This window comes from Streptomyces longwoodensis (assembly GCF_001514125.1).
Classification (GTDB): domain Bacteria; phylum Actinomycetota; class Actinomycetes; order Streptomycetales; family Streptomycetaceae; genus Streptomyces; species Streptomyces longwoodensis.
This window is the reverse complement of sequence record NZ_KQ948559.1, coordinates 218,494-238,110: the sequence shown is the minus strand read 5'-3', so window position 1 is coordinate 238,110 and position 19,617 is coordinate 218,494. Positions and strand designations below refer to the sequence as shown.

13 protein-coding genes are annotated in these 19,617 nt (G+C 72.4%); 3 read left to right on the top strand and 10 right to left on the bottom strand.

Features of this window, described 5'->3' with window-relative positions; translation table 11 throughout:
* Positions 1–29: 29 nt before the first annotated feature.
* Positions 30–713, top strand: coding sequence for a glycerophosphodiester phosphodiesterase (locus AQJ30_RS26960; RefSeq protein ID WP_067239159.1), 684 nt, complete (start codon positions 30–32; stop codon positions 711–713).
* A 170-nt stretch (positions 714–883) separates the two neighbouring features.
* On the top strand, positions 884–2,041 hold the full coding sequence (locus AQJ30_RS26955) for a serine hydrolase domain-containing protein (RefSeq protein WP_067239157.1): 1,158 nt from the start codon (positions 884–886) through the stop codon (positions 2,039–2,041).
* Here the strand turns inward: AQJ30_RS26955 and AQJ30_RS26950 are convergent.
* Both AQJ30_RS26950 and AQJ30_RS26945 read right to left on the bottom strand, forming a co-directional pair.
* Positions 2,034–2,528 (bottom strand): hypothetical protein, encoded by a 495-nt coding sequence (locus AQJ30_RS26950; RefSeq protein ID WP_067239155.1) that lies wholly within the window; start codon positions 2,526–2,528, stop codon positions 2,034–2,036. The two genes, AQJ30_RS26955 and AQJ30_RS26950, sit on opposite strands and share 8 nt — an antisense overlap.
* A gap of 74 nt (positions 2,529–2,602) precedes the next feature.
* Entirely contained in the window at positions 2,603–4,843 is a 2,241-nt protein-coding gene (locus AQJ30_RS26945) for a heavy metal translocating P-type ATPase (protein ID WP_067239152.1), read from the bottom strand.
* Between the two features lie 98 nt (positions 4,844–4,941).
* On the opposite strand from AQJ30_RS26945, the gene AQJ30_RS26940 reads away from it, so the two are divergent.
* A complete protein-coding gene (locus AQJ30_RS26940; RefSeq protein WP_067239150.1) occupies positions 4,942–5,841 on the top strand; it encodes a hypothetical protein in 900 nt (299 codons plus the stop codon).
* Between the two features lie 49 nt (positions 5,842–5,890).
* Here AQJ30_RS26940 and AQJ30_RS26935 read toward each other — a convergent pair whose 3' ends face one another.
* The 8 genes from AQJ30_RS26935 to AQJ30_RS26900 all read right to left on the bottom strand — a co-directional run bounded on the left by AQJ30_RS26935 (position 5,891) and on the right by AQJ30_RS26900 (position 19,403).
* A complete protein-coding gene (locus AQJ30_RS26935; RefSeq protein ID WP_067239147.1) occupies positions 5,891–6,280 on the bottom strand; it encodes a hypothetical protein in 390 nt (129 codons plus the stop codon).
* Positions 6,281–6,335: 55 nt separating this feature from the next.
* Complete coding sequence (locus AQJ30_RS26930; protein WP_245727137.1) at positions 6,336–6,923, bottom strand: hypothetical protein; 588 nt, start codon at positions 6,921–6,923, stop codon at positions 6,336–6,338.
* Positions 6,907–7,398 carry an RNA polymerase sigma factor gene (locus AQJ30_RS26925; RefSeq protein WP_067239145.1) on the bottom strand — a complete coding sequence of 164 codons (492 nt, stop codon included), beginning with the start codon at positions 7,396–7,398 and terminating at the stop codon, positions 6,907–6,909. Before AQJ30_RS26925 ends, AQJ30_RS26930 begins: the two co-directional genes overlap by 17 nt.
* 89 nt (positions 7,399–7,487) lie before the next feature.
* Positions 7,488–8,090, bottom strand: a complete 603-nt coding sequence (locus AQJ30_RS26920) for a class F sortase (RefSeq protein ID WP_067239142.1) — start codon at positions 8,088–8,090, stop codon at positions 7,488–7,490.
* Positions 8,087–8,497: a hypothetical protein gene (locus AQJ30_RS26915; RefSeq protein ID WP_067239139.1), complete on the bottom strand. Its 411-nt coding sequence runs from the start codon at positions 8,495–8,497 to the stop codon at positions 8,087–8,089. Before AQJ30_RS26915 ends, AQJ30_RS26920 begins: the two co-directional genes overlap by 4 nt.
* A 174-nt stretch (positions 8,498–8,671) precedes the next feature.
* A complete protein-coding gene (locus tag AQJ30_RS26910; protein ID WP_159052394.1) occupies positions 8,672–9,139 on the bottom strand; it encodes a hypothetical protein in 468 nt (155 codons plus the stop codon).
* Positions 9,126–14,687 carry an RHS repeat domain-containing protein gene (locus AQJ30_RS26905; RefSeq protein WP_245727148.1) on the bottom strand — a complete coding sequence of 1,854 codons (5,562 nt, stop codon included), beginning with the start codon at positions 14,685–14,687 and terminating at the stop codon, positions 9,126–9,128. The genes AQJ30_RS26910 and AQJ30_RS26905 overlap by 14 nt, the downstream gene beginning before the upstream one ends.
* Before the next feature lie 993 nt (positions 14,688–15,680).
* Complete coding sequence (locus AQJ30_RS26900; protein WP_079084324.1) at positions 15,681–19,403, bottom strand: LamG domain-containing protein; 3,723 nt, start codon at positions 19,401–19,403, stop codon at positions 15,681–15,683.
* Positions 19,404–19,617: the final 214 nt, after the last annotated feature.

The following is a 19,617-nucleotide window of genomic DNA, read 5'->3' as shown; positions in this document are numbered from 1 at the left end:
GGCGCCCCGGCGCCCACCACAATGGGCGCATGCAGACCGTGACTGCGGTGGCCCACCGGGGCGACCCCTACCGCTTCCGTGAGAACACCCTCGACTCCCTGCGTTCCGCGCTCCGCCTGGGCGCGGACGCGGTGGAGATCGACGTACGGCTCACCCGGGACGGCGTGCCGGTGCTCCTGCACGACGACACATTGAACCGGCTGTGGGAGCACGACCGGCCGCTGCGCGCGCTCTCCGCCGCCGAGGTGCACGGGGTGACCGGGGGCCGGGTGCCGACACTGGCCGAGGCGCTGGCGGCGACCGACGGCAGCCGGGTGATGCTGGACCTGCCCGGCACCCGGGAGGTGCGCGCGGCCCGCCGGGTGGTGGACGCCGTGCGGGAGGCCGGGGCGCAGGACCGCGTGTACTACTGCGCGGACGCCGAGGCGATGCTGGCGGTGCGGGGCGCCGACCCGTCCGCGGAGATCGCGCTGACCTGCACGAGCCTCGCTCCCCCGCGTCCGGCCCTGCTGGACGCGGTCCGGCCGCGCTGGCTCAACTACCGCTGGTCCCTGGTGGACCGCGCCCTCGCGGCCCGCGTCCACCACTCCGGCCTGCTGCTGTCCGTGTGGACCCCCGACACCCGCCGCGCCATGCGCCGCCTGATCGACCTGGGCGTGGACTCGATCACCACCAACCGCGTCGACGTCCTGTGCGCGCTGAGGGAGGCGTGAGCGGTCGCGGCCTCTAGGGGGTAACCCCGACAACTCCCGGGCTGATGTGGGGGGTTGGTCGGGGGTCGGCCAGGGATGCGTCCCCTCCTCGGCGACGATCCGTGCGGCTCCCGCCGCGCCGAGGATGATCACGCAGCCCTTCCCGACGCCTCGGCCCCCAGGAGTCCCGCATGCGTGTGCACCGCCGTACGACCGTCCTCGCCCTGTCCGTCGCCCTGCTGGCCGCCGCCGGTCCGCTGGCCGCACCCGCGTCGGCCGCGCCGGCCCCTCCGTCGGCGGTGCGGGCCGGGACCGTGGCCGGGCCGGACGCCGCCGCGCTCCGGGCCGCGCTGGCCGGGCTGCCGGACGACGACGCCACCGCGGCGCTGGTCCGGGTCGGCGGCGACGACGGCCGCTGGCGCGGCAGCGCCGGGGTGCACGACCTGGCGAGCGGCCGGCCGGCCGATCCGCGGGCGCGCTTCCGGGCCGGCTCCACGACCAAGGTGGTGACGGCGGCGGCCGTGCTGCGCCTCGCGGCGGACGGCAGGATCGACCTGGACGCGCCCGTGCAGCACTACCTGCCGGACCTGCTCGGACCGGCGTTCCGGCCCGTCACCGTACGGCAGTTGCTCAACCACACCAGCGGCATCCCGGCCGGCGACGGCCTCGGCGACTCCTTCGAGGAGCTCTACGCCCACCGCTTCGAGCAGCTCGGCCCGCGCCAGGTCGTGGCCTCGGCGGTGGCCAAGGGCCCGGAGTTCGACCCGGGGACGCGACAGCACTACCTCAACATCAACTACACCGTGCTCGGGCTGCTGGTCGAGGAGGTGACGGGCCGGCCGTACGCCTCGGCCGCCACCGCCCTGGTCCTGCGCCCCGCCGGGATGCGGGACACCTCCTTCCCCGGCACGGACCCGCGCATCCGGGGCCCGCACAACCACGGCTACCAGAAGGTGCAACGGGCCAACGGGACGGCCGAGTTCGTCGACGTCACCGAGTGGGTCCCGGCCGACGAGGCGGCCGGCGGGATGATCTCCACGGCGGCCGACCTCGAACGGCTGCTGACCCGGCTGTTCCGCGGGGAGCTGGTGCCCGCTCCGCAGCTGGAGGAGATGTTCACCGTGCCCGCGGACGTCCCCGGCGCCAGTTACTCGGCGGGGCTCCAGCGGTTCGAACACGAAGGCCGGGTCTACTGGCTCAAGTCGGGCGCCCGGTACGGCTACAGCACCGTGCTGGCCGCGACCCGCGACCTGAGCCGCACGCTGGTGTTCTCGGTCAACTCCACGGACGCGAAGGGCGAGGGCATGAACCCGGTGGCGCAGCGGATCGCCCTGGCCGCGCTCAGGTAGCCGCCGCCAGGCGCTGGATCTTCTTGCGCACCACCCACAGCGGGAGCACCCCGAACACCCCGAACGACAGGTCGACGAGCGTCCACCAGAAGGGGATGCCGCGCACCGGCCCGCAGATCAGGGCGAGCGGGACGACGCCGGCACAGGCGATCATGCCGAACTCGACGACCCAGATGTTGCGGACCGGGTCGCGGTAGGGCCCCCAGAAGGCGACCGCGATGACCAGGTGGGCGAAGGCGAGCCAGTCCGTGCCGTACAGCACGAAGGGGTACTCGGCGTCGGTCGCGTCGAGCCCCTGCCGCACCCGCTCGATCCAGTGCATCAGCCCGGGCAGGTGCTCCGGCACGGACAGGCTCCGCAACAGGCTCTCGGTCCAGCGCAGTTCGTGGACGAGCGGGAAGGCCGTGGCGCCGCTGAGCACCAGGCAGACGACGAAGAAGACCAGCCACGCGCGGATGCCCTGGAGCAGGGCGGCTCTGTCGCTCATGGCCTGAGCGTACGCCGTTCTTGAACACGTTCAAAACTCGCCCTCCCCGCCTTTCGTGGCAGCCCGCCCGGCTCTCAGGACTGCGGGCGGAAACCGCGCAGGCGCAGCGAGTTGCTCACCACGAAGACCGACGAGAAGGCCATCGCGGCGCCCGCGATCATCGGGTTCAGCAACCCGGCCGCGGCGAGCGGCAGCGCGGCGACGTTGTACGCGAAGGCCCAGAACAGGTTGGAGCGGATGGTGCCGAGTGTCCGCCGGGCGAGGCGGATCGCGTCGGCGGCGACGCGCAGGTCGCCGCGGACCAGGGTGAGGTCGCCCGCTTCGATCGCCGCGTCGGTGCCGGTGCCGAGGGCGAGTCCGAGGTCGGCCCGGGCGAGGGCGGCCGCGTCGTTGACGCCGTCGCCGACCATGGCGACGGTGCGTCCCTCGTCCTGCAGCCTCCGTACGACGGCGACCTTGTCCTCGGGGAGGACCTCGGCGATCACCTCGGCGATGCCGACCTCGGCGGCCACGGCCTCGGCGACGGCGCGGTTGTCGCCGGTGAGCAGCACGGGCGTGAGGCCGAGCGCGCGCAGCCGCCGTACCGCCTCCGCGCTGGTGTCCTTCACCGCGTCCGCGACCTCCAGGACCGCGCGGGCCCGCCCGTCCCAGGCCACCGCGACGGCCGTACGACCGCTGCGCTCGGCCTCCTCGGCGGCGGCCACGAGCGCGGTGGGCAGCTCCGTCGCCCACTCGGCGAGCAGCCGTCGGCGCCCGACGAGCACGGCGTGCCCCTCGACGACGCCCTGGACGCCGAGTCCCGGCACGTTGGCGAATTCCTCCGGCACCGGCAGGGCGCCGGCCCGTTCGACGGCTCCGGCGGCGACCGCGCGGGCGACCGGGTGCTCGGAGGCGTGCTCCAGGGCGCCGGCCAGCCGCAGTACGGCCTTCTCGTCCTCGCCGTCGGCGGTGTGGACGGCGAGCAGGGTCATCCGGCCGGTGGTGACGGTGCCGGTCTTGTCGAGGACGACCGTGTCCACGCGCCGGGTCGACTCCAGCACCTCGGGGCCCTTGATGAGGATGCCGAGCTGCGCGCCGCGCCCGGTGCCGACCATGAGGGCGGTCGGGGTGGCGAGGCCCAGGGCGCACGGGCAGGCGATGATCAGCACCGCGACGGCCGCGGTGAACGCGGCGGTGGGGCCGGCCCCGTTGCCCAGCCAGAAGCCCAGCGTGGCGAGCGCGAGCCCGATGACGACGGGCACGAAGACGCCGGAGATGCGGTCGGCGAGCCGCTGGGCGGCGGCCTTGCCGTTCTGCGCGTCCTCGACGAGCCGTGCCATGCGGGCGAGTTGGGTGTCGGCGCCGATCCGGGTGGCCTCGACGACCAGCCGGCCGCCCGCGTTGACGGTGGCGCCGGTGATCGTGTCGCCGACGGCGACGTCGACCGGGACGGACTCCCCGGTGAGCATCGAGGCGTCCACGGCACTGGTCCCTTCGACCACGACGCCGTCGGTGGCGACCTTCTCGCCGGGCCGGACGAGGAAGCGGTCACCGGTCCTCAACTCGGTCACCGGTACCCGCTCTTCGCGGCCCGAGCGGAGCACCGTCACGTCCTTGGCACCCAGTTCCATCAGCGCCCGCAGGGCCGCGCCCGCCCGCCGCTTGGAGCGGGCCTCGAAGAAGCGCCCGGCGAGGAGGAACGCGGTGACGCCGGCCGCCGCCTCCAGGTAGAGGTTCCCGGCGCCGCCGCCGCGCTCCACGGTCAGTTCGAAGGGGTGGCGCATGCCGGGCGTGCCCGCGTCGCCGAGGAACAGCGCCCACAGCGACCACAGGAACGCGGCCGAGACACCGACCGAGATCAGCGTGTCCATGGTGGCGGCGCCGTGGCGCAGGTTGGTCCAGGCGGCACGGTGGAACGGCCAGGCGGCGTAGGCGACGACGGGGGCGGCCAGGGTGAGGGACAGCCACTGCCAGTTGTCGAACTGGAGCGCCGGGACCATCGCCAGGGCGATCACCGGCACGGCGAGCACGACGGCGGTGACCAACCGCTCGCGCAGCGGCCGCAGTTCGTCCACCGGGTCGGTGACCGGGGTGTCGGGTGCCTGCGCGACGGGTTCCCGGGCGGTGTACCCGGTGGCCTCGACGGTGGCGATCAGGTCGGCGACGGACACCCCGTCCGCGTGGGTCACCTTCGCCTTCTCCGTCGCGTAGTTGACGGTGGCGGTGACCCCGTCCATGCGGTTGAGCTTCTTCTCGATGCGCGCCGCGCAGGACGCGCAGGTCATGCCGCCGATGGCGAGCTCGACCGCGGTGCCGCCGGGGGCGGTGGTGGTCATTGTTCCTCCCTGGCCCTTCCCTTTTCTCTATACCCCCAGGGGGTATAAGGTGCCGCCATGTATACCCCCCATGGGTATCGAGACGCAAGGAGATCCGGATGAGCCCCCTCAGGAAGACCGGCGCCTTCGCCGCGGCGCTCACCGCCGCCTTCGCGGCCGCCTACGGCGTGGGCAGCGCGGTCGCCCCGGTCGACGGCGGCCGTACACAGGAGACGGCGCACGCGTCGATGGCGGACGACGACGGCCATGCCGCACAGGAGCCGACGACCGCCCACGCCCCCGCCGGCCTCCAGGTCACCGAGAACGGCTACACGCTCGACCTGGAGACCGACTCGCTTCCGGCCGGCGCACGGACCACGCTGCGGTTCGTCGTCCGGGACGCTGAGGGCGCCCCTGTGACGGGGTACCGCACCGAGCACGGCAAGCAGCTGCACCTGATCGTCGCCTCACGCGAGCTGATCGCCTACCGCCACCTGCACCCCACCCGCGCGGCCGACGGCACCTGGAGCACCCCCGTCGAGCTGCCCGAGGCCGGCGGCTACCGGGTGTTCGCCGACTTCACGCCGGCCGCCGCGAAGGAGGGCCTGACACTGGGCTCCGACCTGGCGGTCACCGGGCGGTACGCGGCCCACGCCCTCCCCTCCCCGGCGACCACCGCGACCGTCGACGGCTACACCGTCCGGCTGGACGGCGCGCTGACCCCGGGCCGGGAGAGCGACCTGACCTTCACCGTCTCCCGCGCGGGCCGTCCGGTCACCACGCTCCAGCCGTACCTCGGCGCCCACGGCCACCTGGTCGCCCTGCGCTCCGGCGACCTGGCCTACCTGCACGTGCACCCGCACGAGGAGGCGAAGGGCACGACGCCCTCCGGCCCGGAGGTCACCTTCACGGCCACGACCCCGACCCCGGGCACGTACCGCCTGTTCCTGGACTTCAAGGTGGCCGACAAGGTCCACACGGCGGCGTTCACGACCACCACGACCGGCCAGGGGCACTGACACGCGCCCACGAACCGGCCGTCCCCCGCCCGGAGTTCCGGCTGAGAGGTCAGGCGTCCGGGTCGACCTCGGGGTGCGTGAACCGTACGGGCTTGCCCAGCGACCGGGCGTAGGCGATCTCGGCCCGGGTGCTCTCCCCGATGTGGTCGCCCACCACGAGCGCCTCGTCGGCGAGCCGGATCTTCGCCCGGTGCAGCTCGTCGAGTCGGGCCTTCAGCGCCTCGGCCCCGGCGGGATCGGACCAGAGCTCGTGCGGCGACTTCAGGTCACAGCCCGGCCTGACGACGATCCTTCCGGCTCCGGTCTCCCGCAGATCGGCCTCGGCCATCTCGGTCATGAAGCGGGTGGAGCCGCAGATCACGACGATCCGCGGGAGGCCCAGCTGCCTCTTCGCCTGGGCGAGCTTCTCCTCAGGAGTGAGCCCTTGCGGGTGTGGCACTGAGTCCTCCTGGGGGTCGCGGCAGAGGGTCCCTTGAGGGACGTGGACGAGGACTCTAGGGGATGTCCGCGACGTCCCGTCGTGCCTCCTGCGTGGGGGCCACCGTCCGCCCCTGCCTCGCCGTCGGGACGGCCGGGGCCGTCGACGGGGCCGTGCGGGGCATCGCCGACGGGCCCGTCCGGGCGCCCGGGGTCCGGCTCGGCTCGGACGAGGGGGACGGGGAGGGGGAGCGGGACGGGGGTGTGGACGGGGGCCGTGAAGCGGACGGGGCCGGTGCGGCGGGGGCGCTGCTCGCGGGGGGCGGCGGTGCGAGCGGCAGTGTGGGGCGGGCCGGGGCCTCGGACGCGCCGGGCGCCAGGAGGAAGGCGGTGAGGGCGGCGACGGCGCAGGTCAGTCCGGCCCCGGCGGCGGTGCGCGCCAGCCGTCGGCGGGAGGCGGCGCGGCGGACCGCCTCGTACCGTCCGGGCGGCGGGCCGAGGTGGTCGGACACCGGCCGCAGGATCACGGCGAGCTCGTCGTCGGGCCCGGACCCGAGGCCGTCGTCGAGGCGTTGGTCGCCGGACCCGGGCCCGTACGGCCCCCCGTACAGCCCTCCGCCGACGCGCCGGTCGTCGGGGCGCCCGTCGTCAGCGTGTGGGATCAAGGCTCCTCCTCAGGTGGACGCGGAGCAGTTCGCGGGCCGCGTGCAGGTCGGCCTTGACGGTCCCTTCCTTGCGTCCGGTCAGCACGGCCACCTCCCGGATCGGCATGTCAGCGTAGTAGTGGAGCAGGATCGGGACGCGCAGCCGTCCGGGCAGCGACTGCACCAGCAGCCGTACCGAGGGGTCGTCCTGCTCCTGCGGGGGCCGCACGGCGGCCTCGGTGGTGGCGCGGCGCACGGCCCGGCGCTCGCGCTCCAGCTTGCGCCAGTGGTCGCGGACCAGGTTGGCCGCGGTGACGTAGAGGAAGCCGCGCGGCTCGTCGACGGCCGTCCAGCGGGCCCAGAGCCGGGTGAAGGACTCGGAGGCGATCTCGTGGGCCGTCCCGTCGTCGTCGACGAGCCGGCGGCACCAGCCGGCGAGGCGCGGGTACAGGGCGGCGAACAACTCGGACGCCTCCCTGTCGCGGGACCGTTTCACCGTTCTCCAGGGTCGTGGGGGAACTCGGGGAGGAAGACCCCGGGCCGGCGGCGTACGTTCCGCCGGCCCGGGACCGGGATGCCGTGGGCTCAGGGGCCGGCGGCGCGGAGCGCGGCGAAGACGATGACGTTCGCCGGGTAGCCGTCACCCGTCCGGGGTCCGCCGCAGGTGATGAGCCGCAGCTCCGGCCGGTCCACGTCGCCGTAGACCTCGTCGGCGGGGAAGTCGGCCTTGGCGACCGTGCGCACCTCGCGCACGGCGAACGCCGCGGTGCGGCCGTCCTCCAGGCGCGCGGTGATCCCGTCGTCCCGGCGCAGCCGCGCGAGGTGGCGGAAGACGCCGTCCCCGTAGGGGCCGACCGTGACGTGGCCGAGGATCACCGAGGGTCCGACCTGCCCCGGCGGGGGCGAGTACCGGTACCAGCCCGCCCGGTCGTGCGCGGTGACCGGCGGCACCTCCACGGTGCCGTCCGCCGCGAGCCCCAGCCGCAGGACCGGGGTGTCGACGCCGATGGCCGGCACCAGCAGCCGCACCGGCGCGGCGCCGGACGGCCGGGGCGCCGCGCTCTCCCGGGACGCGGACCGCCGCGCGCCCGGGCTGGCCGCCGGGCGGGCGGCCCTCGGTCCGCCGCAGCCGGTGAGCAGCGCGGTGGCCGCCGCGCCGACGACGGCGCGCCGGGAGAGCGGGCTCATGCCCCGGTCGCCCGCCGACGCCGTACGACGAGGAAGGCCGTGCCGGCCCCGGCGAGCACGGCCGCTCCCCCGCCGACGAGCGCGCCGGTGTTCCCGGACTCACCGGCGGAGGCGGCCGCCACACCGGTGTCGGGCGCCCCGGAGGGGACGACCCGGACCTGGCCGCGGCCGGGCACGGTGCTGGGGGCCACGGTGGGTTCCGCGCTCCCGGTGCGCGGCACCGGGCTCGGGGTCGCGCCGGTGCCCGGGGCGGCGCTCGGCGCGGCACTCGGCGCGGTGCTCGGGACGGCCGTGGCCGCCGCGGTGCGGGGCACCTGGGTGGGGCTCGCGTCGGCGAACGCGGGCACGGCCCCCGCGAGCAGCGCGGTGCCGGCGAGTGCCAGGCCACTGAGGACGGTTCGGCGCATCGATCGCTCTCCTTCGTCGGCGGCCCGTGGTCGGCGGGCCGGGATGGATCGAGCGGAGAGACGACGCAGCGGCGGACCGGGTTGTAAAGAGATGGCAAAACGGAAACGGCGGGGAGACGGAAGGCCGTCTCCCCGCCGTGGGGCGGTCACCGCGGTGCGGTGACCGGTGGTGCGTCAGGAGGTCGCTGCCGAGCGGGCGTAGACCTCCTCAGGCTTGGGAGCCTCGACGGGATTCGCCAGGAGCAGTTCCCCGGAGGATTCCCGGTAGTAGTAGTTGAGACCGGAGTTCCCCAGGGAGCCGCACTGCCCTTCCGGGAAGGTCATCGCGACCCACTTGCCTCCCCCCGCCGGAACGGTGTCCATTCCCCAGGAGAAGGCGCAGACGGCCTTCGTCTCCGACGGCTTCACCAGTGAGTTCAGCTGCAGCTGCGCGCCGGCGGACAGGGTGCCCGTTCCGTCCTTGCGGAAGTCGATCCAGTCCCCGCCGGGGTTCTTCCACAGGCCGACGACCTGGCTCGCCTTCGGGACGGGCGCCTCCTCCTCGCCGCCGCAGCCGGACACCCCGGTGAGGAGGACGGCGGAGACGGTGGCGGCGAGGAGGAGCCGTCGGCTCCTCCTGGTGCTCGTCCTAGTACGGCACATAGATCTCCTCGGTCCAGTGGATCTTCACGGTGATGTCCTTCTGTCCGTCGGGCCAGATCTGCTTGGCGACGTCGGAGCCCGCCTTCATGACCGGGTTGGAACTACCGTTCTTGTATCCGTCGTCCGAGAGGCTGCGCGTGGCCGAGGCTACCGTCATGGTGTTGGACACCGTCACGTCCACCTGCCCGACCAGGGCGCCGTGGTCCCACTCGGAGTCGGTCCGGGGCGGCTCGCAGGCGACGCCGAGCAGCTGGTAGTCGAGGTTGTACGAGCCGAGCGCCATGCTCGCGGGGCTGCCGCCGTAGATGCCCTCGGTGAGGAAGCCGGTGACGTCGGTGAGACCCTCCCAGATCTTCTCGCCGTCGCTGCGATCGGCGTGCGACTTGTCGAAGGACTCCTTGCCGGTGTGGTAGACGCCGTCCTTGATCAGCCCCTGCATCTTCCGGATGAAGGACCTGAAGTGGTCCTCCGTGCGCAGCTGGCGGACGAACTCGCCGTCCGGCGGCAGGGTGACGTCGGACGGTCCGCCCTTGGCCCAGAGCATCACCAGTTCCTGGGCGGAGAGGTCCATCACCTCGCCCTTCTTGCCGCTCTTGCGCTCCGGTTCGGGGTTGGGCCCCTTCTTGAAGCTCGGCTTCTTGAAGACGGCGACGTCGACGGAGGTGGTCCGGCCGGCGCGCGTCGTGACGGTGGCGCTGATGTACGTGCTGGACGTGCCGGGCACCTTGACCGTGTACGTCTTCGTGGAGTGGTACACCCAGGTGCCGTTGGGGCCCATCGTCATGTAGTCGTGGTACGTGCCGCCCTTGCCGTCGCTGCACCCGCGCTCGCAGTCGGTGATGGGACGCAGACCCGTGGGGTCGGCCTTGGTGACGGGCGTGTTGTTGGCGTAGGCGTAGCCGTTCAGGGATTCGTGGTCCTCGGGGACGAGGACCGGGTCGAGCGAGAGGAACCGCCCGAGGACCGGGTCGTACTCACGGGCACCGACGTGGATCAGGCCGGTCGAGGCGTCGACCGGTTTGCCGAGGAAGCCCTTGTCGTCGGGCCAGGCGGGCGGTGTCGCGCCCCGGGTCTCGCCGAACGGCTTGGTGTAGCGGCGGGTGACCGCCTGGGTGGTGGCGTCCACCGTCATCGAGGCGGTGCCGTGGTGGTCGTCGACCATCCAGGTCAGGCCCGTCTCGGTGCGGACGGCGGTGGCGTCGCCAGCAGGGTAGGAGCGCTGGGCCGTGAACTTCTTGCCGGCGGTGTCGTAGTGGAGTTCCTGGCCGGCGAGGTAGAGGACGGTCTGGTCGGTGCCGCGGCGGATCAGCAGGTCGCCGTTGGCGTCGTAGAGGTAGTCGGTGGTCTTGGTGCCCTCCGTGAGGCGGACGAGCTCACCCTCGATGTCCCAGGTGAGGCTCTGCGCGACGCCGGTGGGCCCGTACCGCTGGGTGGTGTTGCCCTGCTCGTCGTACTGCAGGGTCCTCGCCGCGCCCCCGTCCACCGTCACGGAGGTCAGGGTGTGCGGCTGGCCGCCGCCGGTGGCGGTGAGGGCCGGGTAGCCGTACGCGGTCGTCGAGGTGCCCGTGGCCTTGTGCTCGACCTGGGTGTCGCGCAGGCCGCCGGTCTTGTAGGTCCAGCTCGTCCAGTAGGGGGCCGGTCCGCCGAGCGCGGTCGCCGAACGGGCGGTGGCGCAGTCGCCGGAGGCCGGCGTCCAGGCTTCCGACAGCCGGCGGTGGCCGTCGTAGGCGAAGCACTGGGTGTCCTTGCCGCCCGCGTTGTCGGTGACCGACGTGACGTTGCCGGTGGCGTCGTAGGTGTAGTCGACGTCGCTGGTGTAGCCGGCGTTGGTCTGGTCGACGGTGTGCGAGTTGACCAGCCTGCGGGTGCCGTCCTCGTAGCGGTTGAGGACCTGCAGTTGCTTGGCGTCCGTGGAGGTCGCCAGGCGGGTCTCCTCGATCTCGCCGTAAGGCGAGTAGCCGATGTTCTGGACGTAGTCCGTCAGGCCCTCGGACCCGGTGAGCATGCCCAGGTCGTTGTAGCTGTTGGCCACGGTCTCGGCGGGCAGGCCGCCCAGCGCGGGCATCGAGGTGGACTGGACGGTGCCGTCGATGTTGTAGACGGTGGACGTGGTGAAGGTCTGCGGCGCCCCGGCCACGACCAGCGGGTCGCTCGCGGCGATGACCGTCTTGGCGCCCTTGGGGCGGCCGAGGCTGTCGTAGCCGGTGACGACCTGGGAGTAGATCTTGCCGGTGGTGCCGCCGACGTAGCGGATGGCCGCAGTGGCCCGGCCCTTGGCGAGGCTGTCGTAGGTGAACTTGGTCAGCTGGTGGGCGTTGTCCTTCACGCCGTCCCAGGTGCCGGTCTTGCGGCCGAGTTCGTCGTAGTCGGTGACCAGGGTGCGGGTCGTCTTCTCCAGGGTCGTCGTGGTGGTGACCGGCTGGTCGGCGTCGTTGTACGTCGTGGTGACGGTGCCCTTGTCCGGGTCGGTGGACGTGGTCTTGCGGCCGCGCAGGTCGTAGCCGTAGGACCAGACGGCGTCGTCCGGACCCGTCATCTTCGTCAGCCGGCCCGACGGGTCGTGCTCGAAGAGGGTGCGGGTGTAGTCCGTCCCGGTCGGGGCGGGGCCGCCGTACTCACGGTGTTCGACGATGCGGCCGCGGGCGTCGACGATCGTCAGCGTGCCGGTGCCGCCCGCGGCGGCGGTGACGGCGGTGCGGTCGCCCTGGTAGTCGGTCCCGGTGCGCCACTTCTCCTGGTCGTAGACCCGGAAGATGGAGGCGGTGGCCCGGCCCGCGGCGTCGTACACGGTCTCGGTGGAGGCGGGGACCGAGCCGGGGAAGGTGTTGGCCAGGGTGCCCGAGGGGGCGAGGTTGTCGTGGACCTGGTCGTTGGTGACGTAGGCCAGGCCGCGGTCGTCGTACAGGGTCTCGGAGATGACCCGGCCGCCGCCCGGCGCGGGGACCTGCTTCTGCCGGGACCGCAGCAGACCGTCGAAGATCTCGTACGAGCTGTTGTACGTCTTGCCGTCCGCCTTCAGGGCGTCGGTGCGGAGCCAGGTCTCCTTGTCGTTGTTGATGCTGTACGCATAGACCAGCGTGGCCGCGTTGCCGAGCGCGCGGGAGCGGTCCGGCTTCCAGACCTCGCGGACCCGGCCGAGTGCGTCCAGGGACCACTCGGTGACGTTGCCGTTGGCGTCGGTGGTCTTCACCGCGGTGCCCCACGCGGGGTCCACCTCGGTGGTGGAGCTGTACAGCTTGGGGTCGGTGGTGGTCTTCGACGTCAGCGGACCGTAGCCGGTGTCGTCGGGGACGTAGCTCGTCCCGACGGTGCGGCCCAGGGCGTTGGTCTCGGTGAGCGGGCGGCCGAGCTTGTCGAACGTCGAGCCGGACACCTGCTGGTAGACGGGCGCCTTGGTGACCGCGTCGTAGCTCGCGACCCGGTAGGTGGCCGTGATGTCGCCCTTGCTGGGCGCCACTCCGACCGCCTGGCCGTCATAGGCCGTGGTGGCGTCGGAGATGACGTCGCCGGGGACGGACGGCAGGGCCGTGCACGGCACCGAGTAGACCTCGACCCGGCTGACCTGGTTCACGAGCCACGCCGTCGTGTTGCGGGCGTAGCCGGTGCGGGTGCAGGTCTCGTCGCCGGCCTTGCCGGCGTCGCCGCTGTCCTCGACCGTGAGCGGCATGCCGTACGTGGTGTCGTACGTGGTCTTCTGGGTGACCGTGCGAGTGCCGGTGGAGATTTTGGTGCGGGTGCTGGTCTGGCCGGGCTGGACGATCCAGGAGTCGGTGGTGCCCCAGCCGTAGGTGTGGCTGCCCGTACGGGAGGACCAGGGCGTGTTGATCGTGCCGCTGACCTCGTCGGTGCCGTTGTAGACGATGGTCTCGCGGACGAAGCCGGCGTACTGGCGGGCGTCGTCGAGGGCGGTGCCGGTGGAGTCGGTGACCTTCTCCACGCGGGGTGTGCCGTCGAGTTCCTTCTCGCCGTTCAGGCCGCGCAGGTAGAGCGTGGACTTCTTCGAGCGCGGGCCCTCGGAGTCGCCGGAGGTCTCCACGACCTTGCCGTAGCCGCGCCACTGCGACCAGGTGCGGTTGGAGGACTTGGTGAGGCCCTCGTCGTCGGCGTAGCCCCAGCCGGCGCCGCCCTGGTAGTCGTAGTACGTCTCGCCCGTGTCGCCGTGGCCGTAGGGGTCGTCCTGGAAGACGGAGGTGACGACGTACTTGTGGAACCAGTCGGTGACCGGGGTGGCCCCCGACTGGGACCACTTGACGGGGAAGCAGCGGCGGGTGTTCTTGTCGATGTCCGCCGGCATGCCGGTGCCCCAGATGCAGTCCGGGTCCGAGTAGTTGACCGTGGTCGTCGAGCCGGTCTCGGACTTGACGGTCCGCACGCGCCACTTGATGTAGCGCAGGGTGTCCGGGCCGCTGCCCTCGACGTGGTTGGCCGTCTGGATGCCTCCGAAGACGACGGGCGGGAGCTGGGCCGTGGTGCCGTTGGCCTTGCCGGTGTTCTGGATGGACTTCAGCCACAGGCTCGGCGAGGAGGCGTCACCGGTGTCGGGGAAGCTCTGGTCCAGGTGCCAGGTGTCCACGTCCCGCTGGGTGGTGCCGCTGCCCGTCCACACCGACGTGGTGACGTCGGTCAGGCGCTTGCGGGTGAAGAACGACGGGCCGATCTGCGTGGTGCACTTGGTGCCCGAGGCGCAGATCATGTCGAACGGCACGTCGGGCCAGTTGGCCTTGGTGGTCGAGGTGAGGCTGGAGCAGCCGCCGGAGACGACGCAGCGCTCGGCGTAGGTGAAGCGCACCTGCTGGGCGGCGGGCTTGCTGTAGATCAGGTCGCTACGCAGGCCGTAGTCGATGCGGTTGAGGTAGCCGCCGCGGGTGTAGGCGGTGCCGTTGACCGTGGTGTCGGCGTTCTTGGAGTAGTAGTTGGTCTCCTTGGCGTACCAGTACGTGGAGGCGTTGCCGTGGGTGTCCACGACGTAGTCCAGGTTCCAGCGCCAGGCCTGGTTGCACCAGGAGTCGGCGAAGCCGGTCGACTTGTAGCAGGGCTCACCCGAGTCGTCACCGAAGACGGGTACCGTCCACACCGAGTTGGTGACCGGGTCGTCGTCGGCGGTGTCCGTGGTGCCCTTGTCGCTCCAGCCGGGCAGGCGGTGCTTGCCGAAGAAGTACTGGGTGCCGGAGGCGTCGGTGACCTTCCAGTACTCGGTGTTGTCGTCACCGTTGCCGGTCGCGCCCGTCAGGTGCTCGACGCGGGTGCCGTCCTCGTTCTTCACCTTCCAGGTGCCGCCCGACGCCTGGGACAGGGCCGCGCTGTCGCAGGCCGCCTTGTCCGTGCAGGCGTTGACCAGTTCGACGGCCTTGCCGTTGAGGACCATCGTGGCGTTGGCGTACTTCCAGCACTGGTCGCCCTTGCCGGACTGTCCGTCGTCCTTGCAGGTGGCGTACTTGCGCTCGATGTAGGACTCGGTGATCGAGAAGCCCTCGCCGACGACCGACGTCTGGTTGTTCTCGCCGGCCGTGCGGCCGTCCACCGCACCGGAGGAGTACGAGATCGACAGGTTCGGCGACGGGCCGGCGGTCGCCGGCGGCACGCGCAGCGGGTAGTTCCAGCTGAAGTCGCCGGCGCTGCCGCCGGCCTCCCACGTCGCGGTCGGCGCCAGCGGGGTGGCCCCGTAGTCGCTGCCGCCGCCGGAACCGTCGGCCGTGGCCGCGGCCGCGAGCAGCATCGGGGTGCGGGTGGAGACGGTGCCGCTCACCGTCTGGGACGCGGCGTCGTTGTCGGCGCCCGCGACCGGTGTCTGCGTGCGGCACGCCGCCTTCTGCGGGGTGGTCAGCGCACACGCCGGGAGGGTCACCAGACGCAGCCGGGGGCCGAAGTTGCCGCCGTAGACGTCCTTGAACGAGGCGTAGCTCAGGGAGACGCGCAGCTTGCCCACGCCGCCGGACGGGGCGAGGTGCAGCAGGACGCCGTTGACGCCCGCCTTCTGCGCGGCCGTCCGGGACTGGACGCCGAGGGCGACCTTCCCGGCCGGGGCGGAGGCGAGTGCCTTGGTCGTCGGCCTGCTCTTCGCCGCGGCGGCGGGCATCTGGTCCAGGGTCACGCCCAGGCCGCCCACGGTCAGGGACGTCCCACCGGTCGGCGGGACGTCGGCGGTCGCCCTGCCCGCGGTGGGCCAGGCGGCCCGGCCCAGCCGCTCACGCGTCTGCGCGACGGCCGGTGCGGCCTTGTCCCTGGGGGCCTTGGACGTGCTCGGCTTGAGCACGCCCACTTTGTCGATCCTGGCCTCGGGCCGGTTCTCCAGCTTCTTGCGGCCGGCCGCGGACTGCGCCTGGGCGGTGAAGTCGTAGCCCGACGGGGCCACGACCTGCGGCAGCAGGGAGAGCGCGGCGATCAGCGCGCCGCGGCCGAGCCAGCGGCGGACGACCGCCCTTGGCACACGTCGTTTCGGGGGTGGTGAGGAAGACACGGTGGGTCCCGGTTCTCGGAGGTCGGAAAAGGACAGCGCGGGACAGGGCGGGCGTGGGGACGCCCGCCCTGTCCCGGTCGGTCGTTACTGCTGCTCGGCGTTGCGCCGGTCGGCGATCGCGCCGGTGGAGGTGGCTCCCGCCCAGACGCGGACGCTGTCGATCGTGCCGGGGAAGTAGCGCGCGGCAGCGCCGTTGATCTTCGCCCGGCCGATCTCGAAGGCGCCCGTGCCCTGCCATGGGGCGGAGTACGACACCCCGTCCTCGTCGCCCATCAGGGCGCTGTCGACGTACAGCTTGAGTCCGCCGAGACGGGAGGTGTCGTCGGGGTCGGCGGCCGCCTGGGCGTCGTGGACGACGGTGAGCATGACCGGGACGCCCAGCTGGGCGGTGGCGAACGCCGTGGAGTCGCTGCGGGTCCAGACCGCACCGGTACCGTCCTTGTCCGGGCGGCCGAAGGTCCACTGGCCCTGGGCGCTGCCGGCGGGCTGCTCGTACCAGACGCCCCAGGCGGACTGGCTGGTGCCGGACTGGCCGAACACCTGCACCGCGTAGGACTTGGTGGTGTCGGTGAACTTGGCCGGGTCGAGGGTGACCCAGGCGGTCGCGGTGAAGGAGCCGGTGTCGTCGACGACGGGGCCGGTGGCCGTGGCGTAGGCGCTGGTGCCGTTGAGGCCCATCGTCTGACGGGACGTGACCTCCTCACCGATGTCGGGGTCGCCCGTGGTGATCGTGGTGAGCGCCGCCCCGTTGAGGGTGAGGTTACGGGCGAAGCCGCTGGTGTCCTTGACCGTGGTGCCGGTGGCGTTGGCCGTGTCGGTGGCGTCCCAGCGGGCGACGAGGGCGGGGACGGGGTCGCCGGCGGTGCCGTCGCTGAGGTCCTCGTCCTCCAGCCACGCCTCGTGGGCGACCTCGGTGTCGGCGAGGGCGCGCGACCAGACCTTCACCTCGTCGATGGTGCCGGAGAAGTTCTCCTTGCCGCCGCCGTCGTACCAGAGCCTGCCGATCTGCAGGTTGCCGGACGCCTTCCACGGGGTGGTGAACGCGACCGGAGTGCCCTGCGGGACACCGTTGACGTAGAGCTGGACCGTCTGGTTGGCCGCGTCGTAGACGCCCGTCAGGTGCGTCCAGGCGTTCAGGACCGGCGGCCGGGTGCCGATCGAGCGGGTGATGCCCGGGTTGACGACGTCCGTCTGGTGCCGGTTGAAGACCCACGCCTTGTAGCTGCTGGAGTAGTACAGCTGGAACCCGGAGGCGTTGGTACCGGCCTGGGACAGCACGGTGTAGTTGACGTCGTTCTTCGTCAGCCGCGCCCAGGCGGAGACGGTGAAGGACTTCGTGGTGTCGAGGACCGGACCGGCGGTGTTCAGGTACGCCGTCGTGCCGTTGAGCTTGGCCGCACCGGTGCCGCTGCGGGACAGGGTGTCCCAGGTGGCGCCGTTGTTGGTCAGCGGGTGCTGGGTCGCGGTCGTCGCGTCGGCCGTGCCGTTGTCCAGGTGCCAGGTGCCCGAGGGCAGTTCGGCGCCCTTGACCAGGAAGCTGTAGTAGCCGGTCAGTGAGCTGTGGCTCGCGGCGTCGTAGCCCCACACCTGGACGGTGTTCTCACCGGCCTGGTTCGGGGTGATCGACACGGTGGTCGAGGCGCCGGTGGACACGTTGATGGGTGGGGAGAGCGCGCCGCTGTTCAGCTTCCACCGGTAGCTGACGACGTCCGACTGGATGCCGGGCGTGGTGGCGTTGGTGTCGGCGGGAGTGAAGGTGAACTTGCCCGGGGTGCCGACACCACCCGCGGCGGGGTCGGTCTCGGCGGGCTTGTAGGTGCCGTCCGCGCTGGTGACGACCGGGGGCGGTGGCGAGTCGGTGTCGACTCGGAAGTAGCACCAGGACGACCAGGAGGAGTCGAGCACACCGGTGTCGCCCCGGTCCGTCTTGTAGTAGGCCTGCGTCTTGACCCGCATCCGGTAGTTCGTCTGGGCGGCCAGCGCACCCGTGGACGCGTCGCGCACGGCGTTGTCGGCGACCCAGGCCGCATCCGGCGAGGCCGCGTACCAGACCCGGCTCGAGCCGTCCGCCTTCCACACCTCGAACAGCGCGCGCAGCTGGGCGTTGGAGCCGTCCGCCGACTGCACCGTGGCGAGCATCTTCGGCGTGGTGTCGCTGGTGGCGAAGGGCAGCGTGGAGGCGTTGCAGGCACGCCCGGTGGTGCCCTGCTGGACGCCGTACGAGGTCGGCTTGTCCGGGTAGGAGACGTACGTGACGGACAGCTTCGCGTCGTTGCGGAAGCGCGCCCAGGCGCCCGCGTCCGACTCGTCGTGCGCGGTGAGCGAGAAGGTGATCTGCGCCGACTTGTTCGCCGCGTGGGCCGCGAGGGTCGGCGTCAGGTTCTCGTTGGTCTCACCGCCCGCGACGTTGTCGCTGAAGCGCACCCAGTTCGCCGGCTGCGAGGGGTCGCACAGGCTGCCCCGGCCGTAGGCCACGGACCGGTCGCCCATCAGGTCGTCCGCACTCGGGCGGGAGGACCAGGTGGTACTCGAGGAGATGCCCGAGGTGACGTGGCTCAGGTCGTACCAGTGGGGCGTGCACGTGAACGTCCACGTCTGGTACACCTCGAACGTCGCGTCGAGGATCTTCTTGCCGTGGATCGAGGACAGCGGGTACTCGAAGTACATGCGCTGGGTGTACGGGCTGTTGGAGCAGAGGTAACCGGCGTAGTTGGAGCAGCGCCCCACGCCTTTGTCCCCGTCGAACTTCCAGTACTTGGTGCCGTTGGAGGCCAGCGCCGTCCAGTCGCCGAGCGAGATGCCCTTGGTCGGCGGGTCGATGTACAGCGGGAAGACGGTGTCCTCGCCGTGCAGCAGCGCCGGGTCGGGCGTGATCTGCAGCGTCGTGCCGGTGACCTTCAGCGGGAGGTCGGCCACCGCGTCGCCGGTGCCGGGGCCCTCGGTGGGGGCCGGCTCGCCGTGGGCTGCGGGCAGCGGGGTGGCAGCCGGGGCCTGCCCGGGCGCGGTGGTCGCGGGCTCCGGGGAGGGGGTGCCGGACGCTGGGGTCGGCGCGTCGGAGGCCGACGGTGTCGTCAGGGGCGCGGTGCGGGCGAGTTGCGTGGTGGCGCCCGCGGTGTCGGCGTCCGCGGTGTCACCTGCCGAGTCCCACATCCGACCCGCCGGGCTCTCGAAGACGGGGGTGCCGTCGCCGTCGCGCGCGACGAACCCGCCGTCCTTCGTCGGGGTGACGTCCAGGCCGTCACCCGCGAGGCTCATCCTGATGCCGTCCAGTGCCGGGTTCTTCGCCGCCTCGGCGGTCCGCACCACCAGGACGGACGTGTAGCCGGTGCTCAACGCGGTCAGCCGCAGGTCGACGTCGGGCAGGACGTCGGCATAGGTGGCGGTCGCGCCCTCCAGGCGGGGCGCGGGCAGTGCGGTGGGCCAGCCGAGCGACAGCTCGTGCCCGTCGTCCGCCAGGGTGACCAGCCGCTTGCCGGTGCCACCGCCCGAGAACGTGAGGTCCGCGGTGGTGTTGCGGGCCCGCACCGAACCGTCGGCGTCGCGCACCAGCGTGGTGTCGATGGCCGCCCAGGTCCCGTCGTCCCGCTGGGCGCGGACCGGCGCCGCGTTCATCTCCTGTGTGAAGCTGCCGTCGGGATTGGCGAACACCTGGGTCGACTCGGTGGTCGCCGCGCCGACGCCCACCCGCTCACCGGTCTTGGCCGCGAGGGCACTCGCCCTGGCCTCGGGCGTCTCGTCGGCCGCCGCCGCGGTGCCGCCGTCGGCGGCGAGGGCTCCGGTCGCCCCGGCGCCGAGCGCCGGGACCATTCCCCCGAGGAGTGCGACGGTGACCGCCCCGCTCCGTATCGCGTGACGCCAGCCGCGCCACCGTTGTTGGGTCAACACGCCCCACCCGTTTCTTTAATTTTCCTTAACAAGAGCTGTGATGATCTTGTGTTCGGATCACGCGGGTCAAGGGTGTTCTGCGTCACAGCACCGGAGAACGGGCAGGTGACCGCCGGTTTCCCGCCCCCTGGGGAGC

What these genes read in the sequence shown, in the direction of transcription:
- AQJ30_RS26960 (WP_067239159.1), top strand. Translation starts at nt 30, where the DNA reads ATGCAGACCGTGACTGCGGTGGCCCACCGGGGCGACCCCTACCGCTTC.
- AQJ30_RS26915 (WP_067239139.1), bottom strand. Translation starts at nt 8,497, where the DNA reads ATGCGCCGAACCGTCCTCAGTGGCCTGGCACTCGCCGGCACCGCGCTG.
- AQJ30_RS26910 (WP_159052394.1), bottom strand. Translation starts at nt 9,139, where the DNA reads ATGTGCCGTACTAGGACGAGCACCAGGAGGAGCCGACGGCTCCTCCTC.
- AQJ30_RS26920 (WP_067239142.1), bottom strand. Translation starts at nt 8,090, where the DNA reads ATGAGCCCGCTCTCCCGGCGCGCCGTCGTCGGCGCGGCGGCCACCGCG.
- AQJ30_RS26950 (WP_067239155.1), bottom strand. Translation starts at nt 2,528, where the DNA reads ATGAGCGACAGAGCCGCCCTGCTCCAGGGCATCCGCGCGTGGCTGGTC.
- AQJ30_RS26940 (WP_067239150.1), top strand. Translation starts at nt 4,942, where the DNA reads ATGAGCCCCCTCAGGAAGACCGGCGCCTTCGCCGCGGCGCTCACCGCC.
- AQJ30_RS26955 (WP_067239157.1), top strand. Translation starts at nt 884, where the DNA reads ATGCGTGTGCACCGCCGTACGACCGTCCTCGCCCTGTCCGTCGCCCTG.
- AQJ30_RS26945 (WP_067239152.1), bottom strand. Translation starts at nt 4,843, where the DNA reads ATGACCACCACCGCCCCCGGCGGCACCGCGGTCGAGCTCGCCATCGGC.
- AQJ30_RS26900 (WP_079084324.1), bottom strand. Translation starts at nt 19,403, where the DNA reads ATGGTCCCGGCGCTCGGCGCCGGGGCGACCGGAGCCCTCGCCGCCGAC.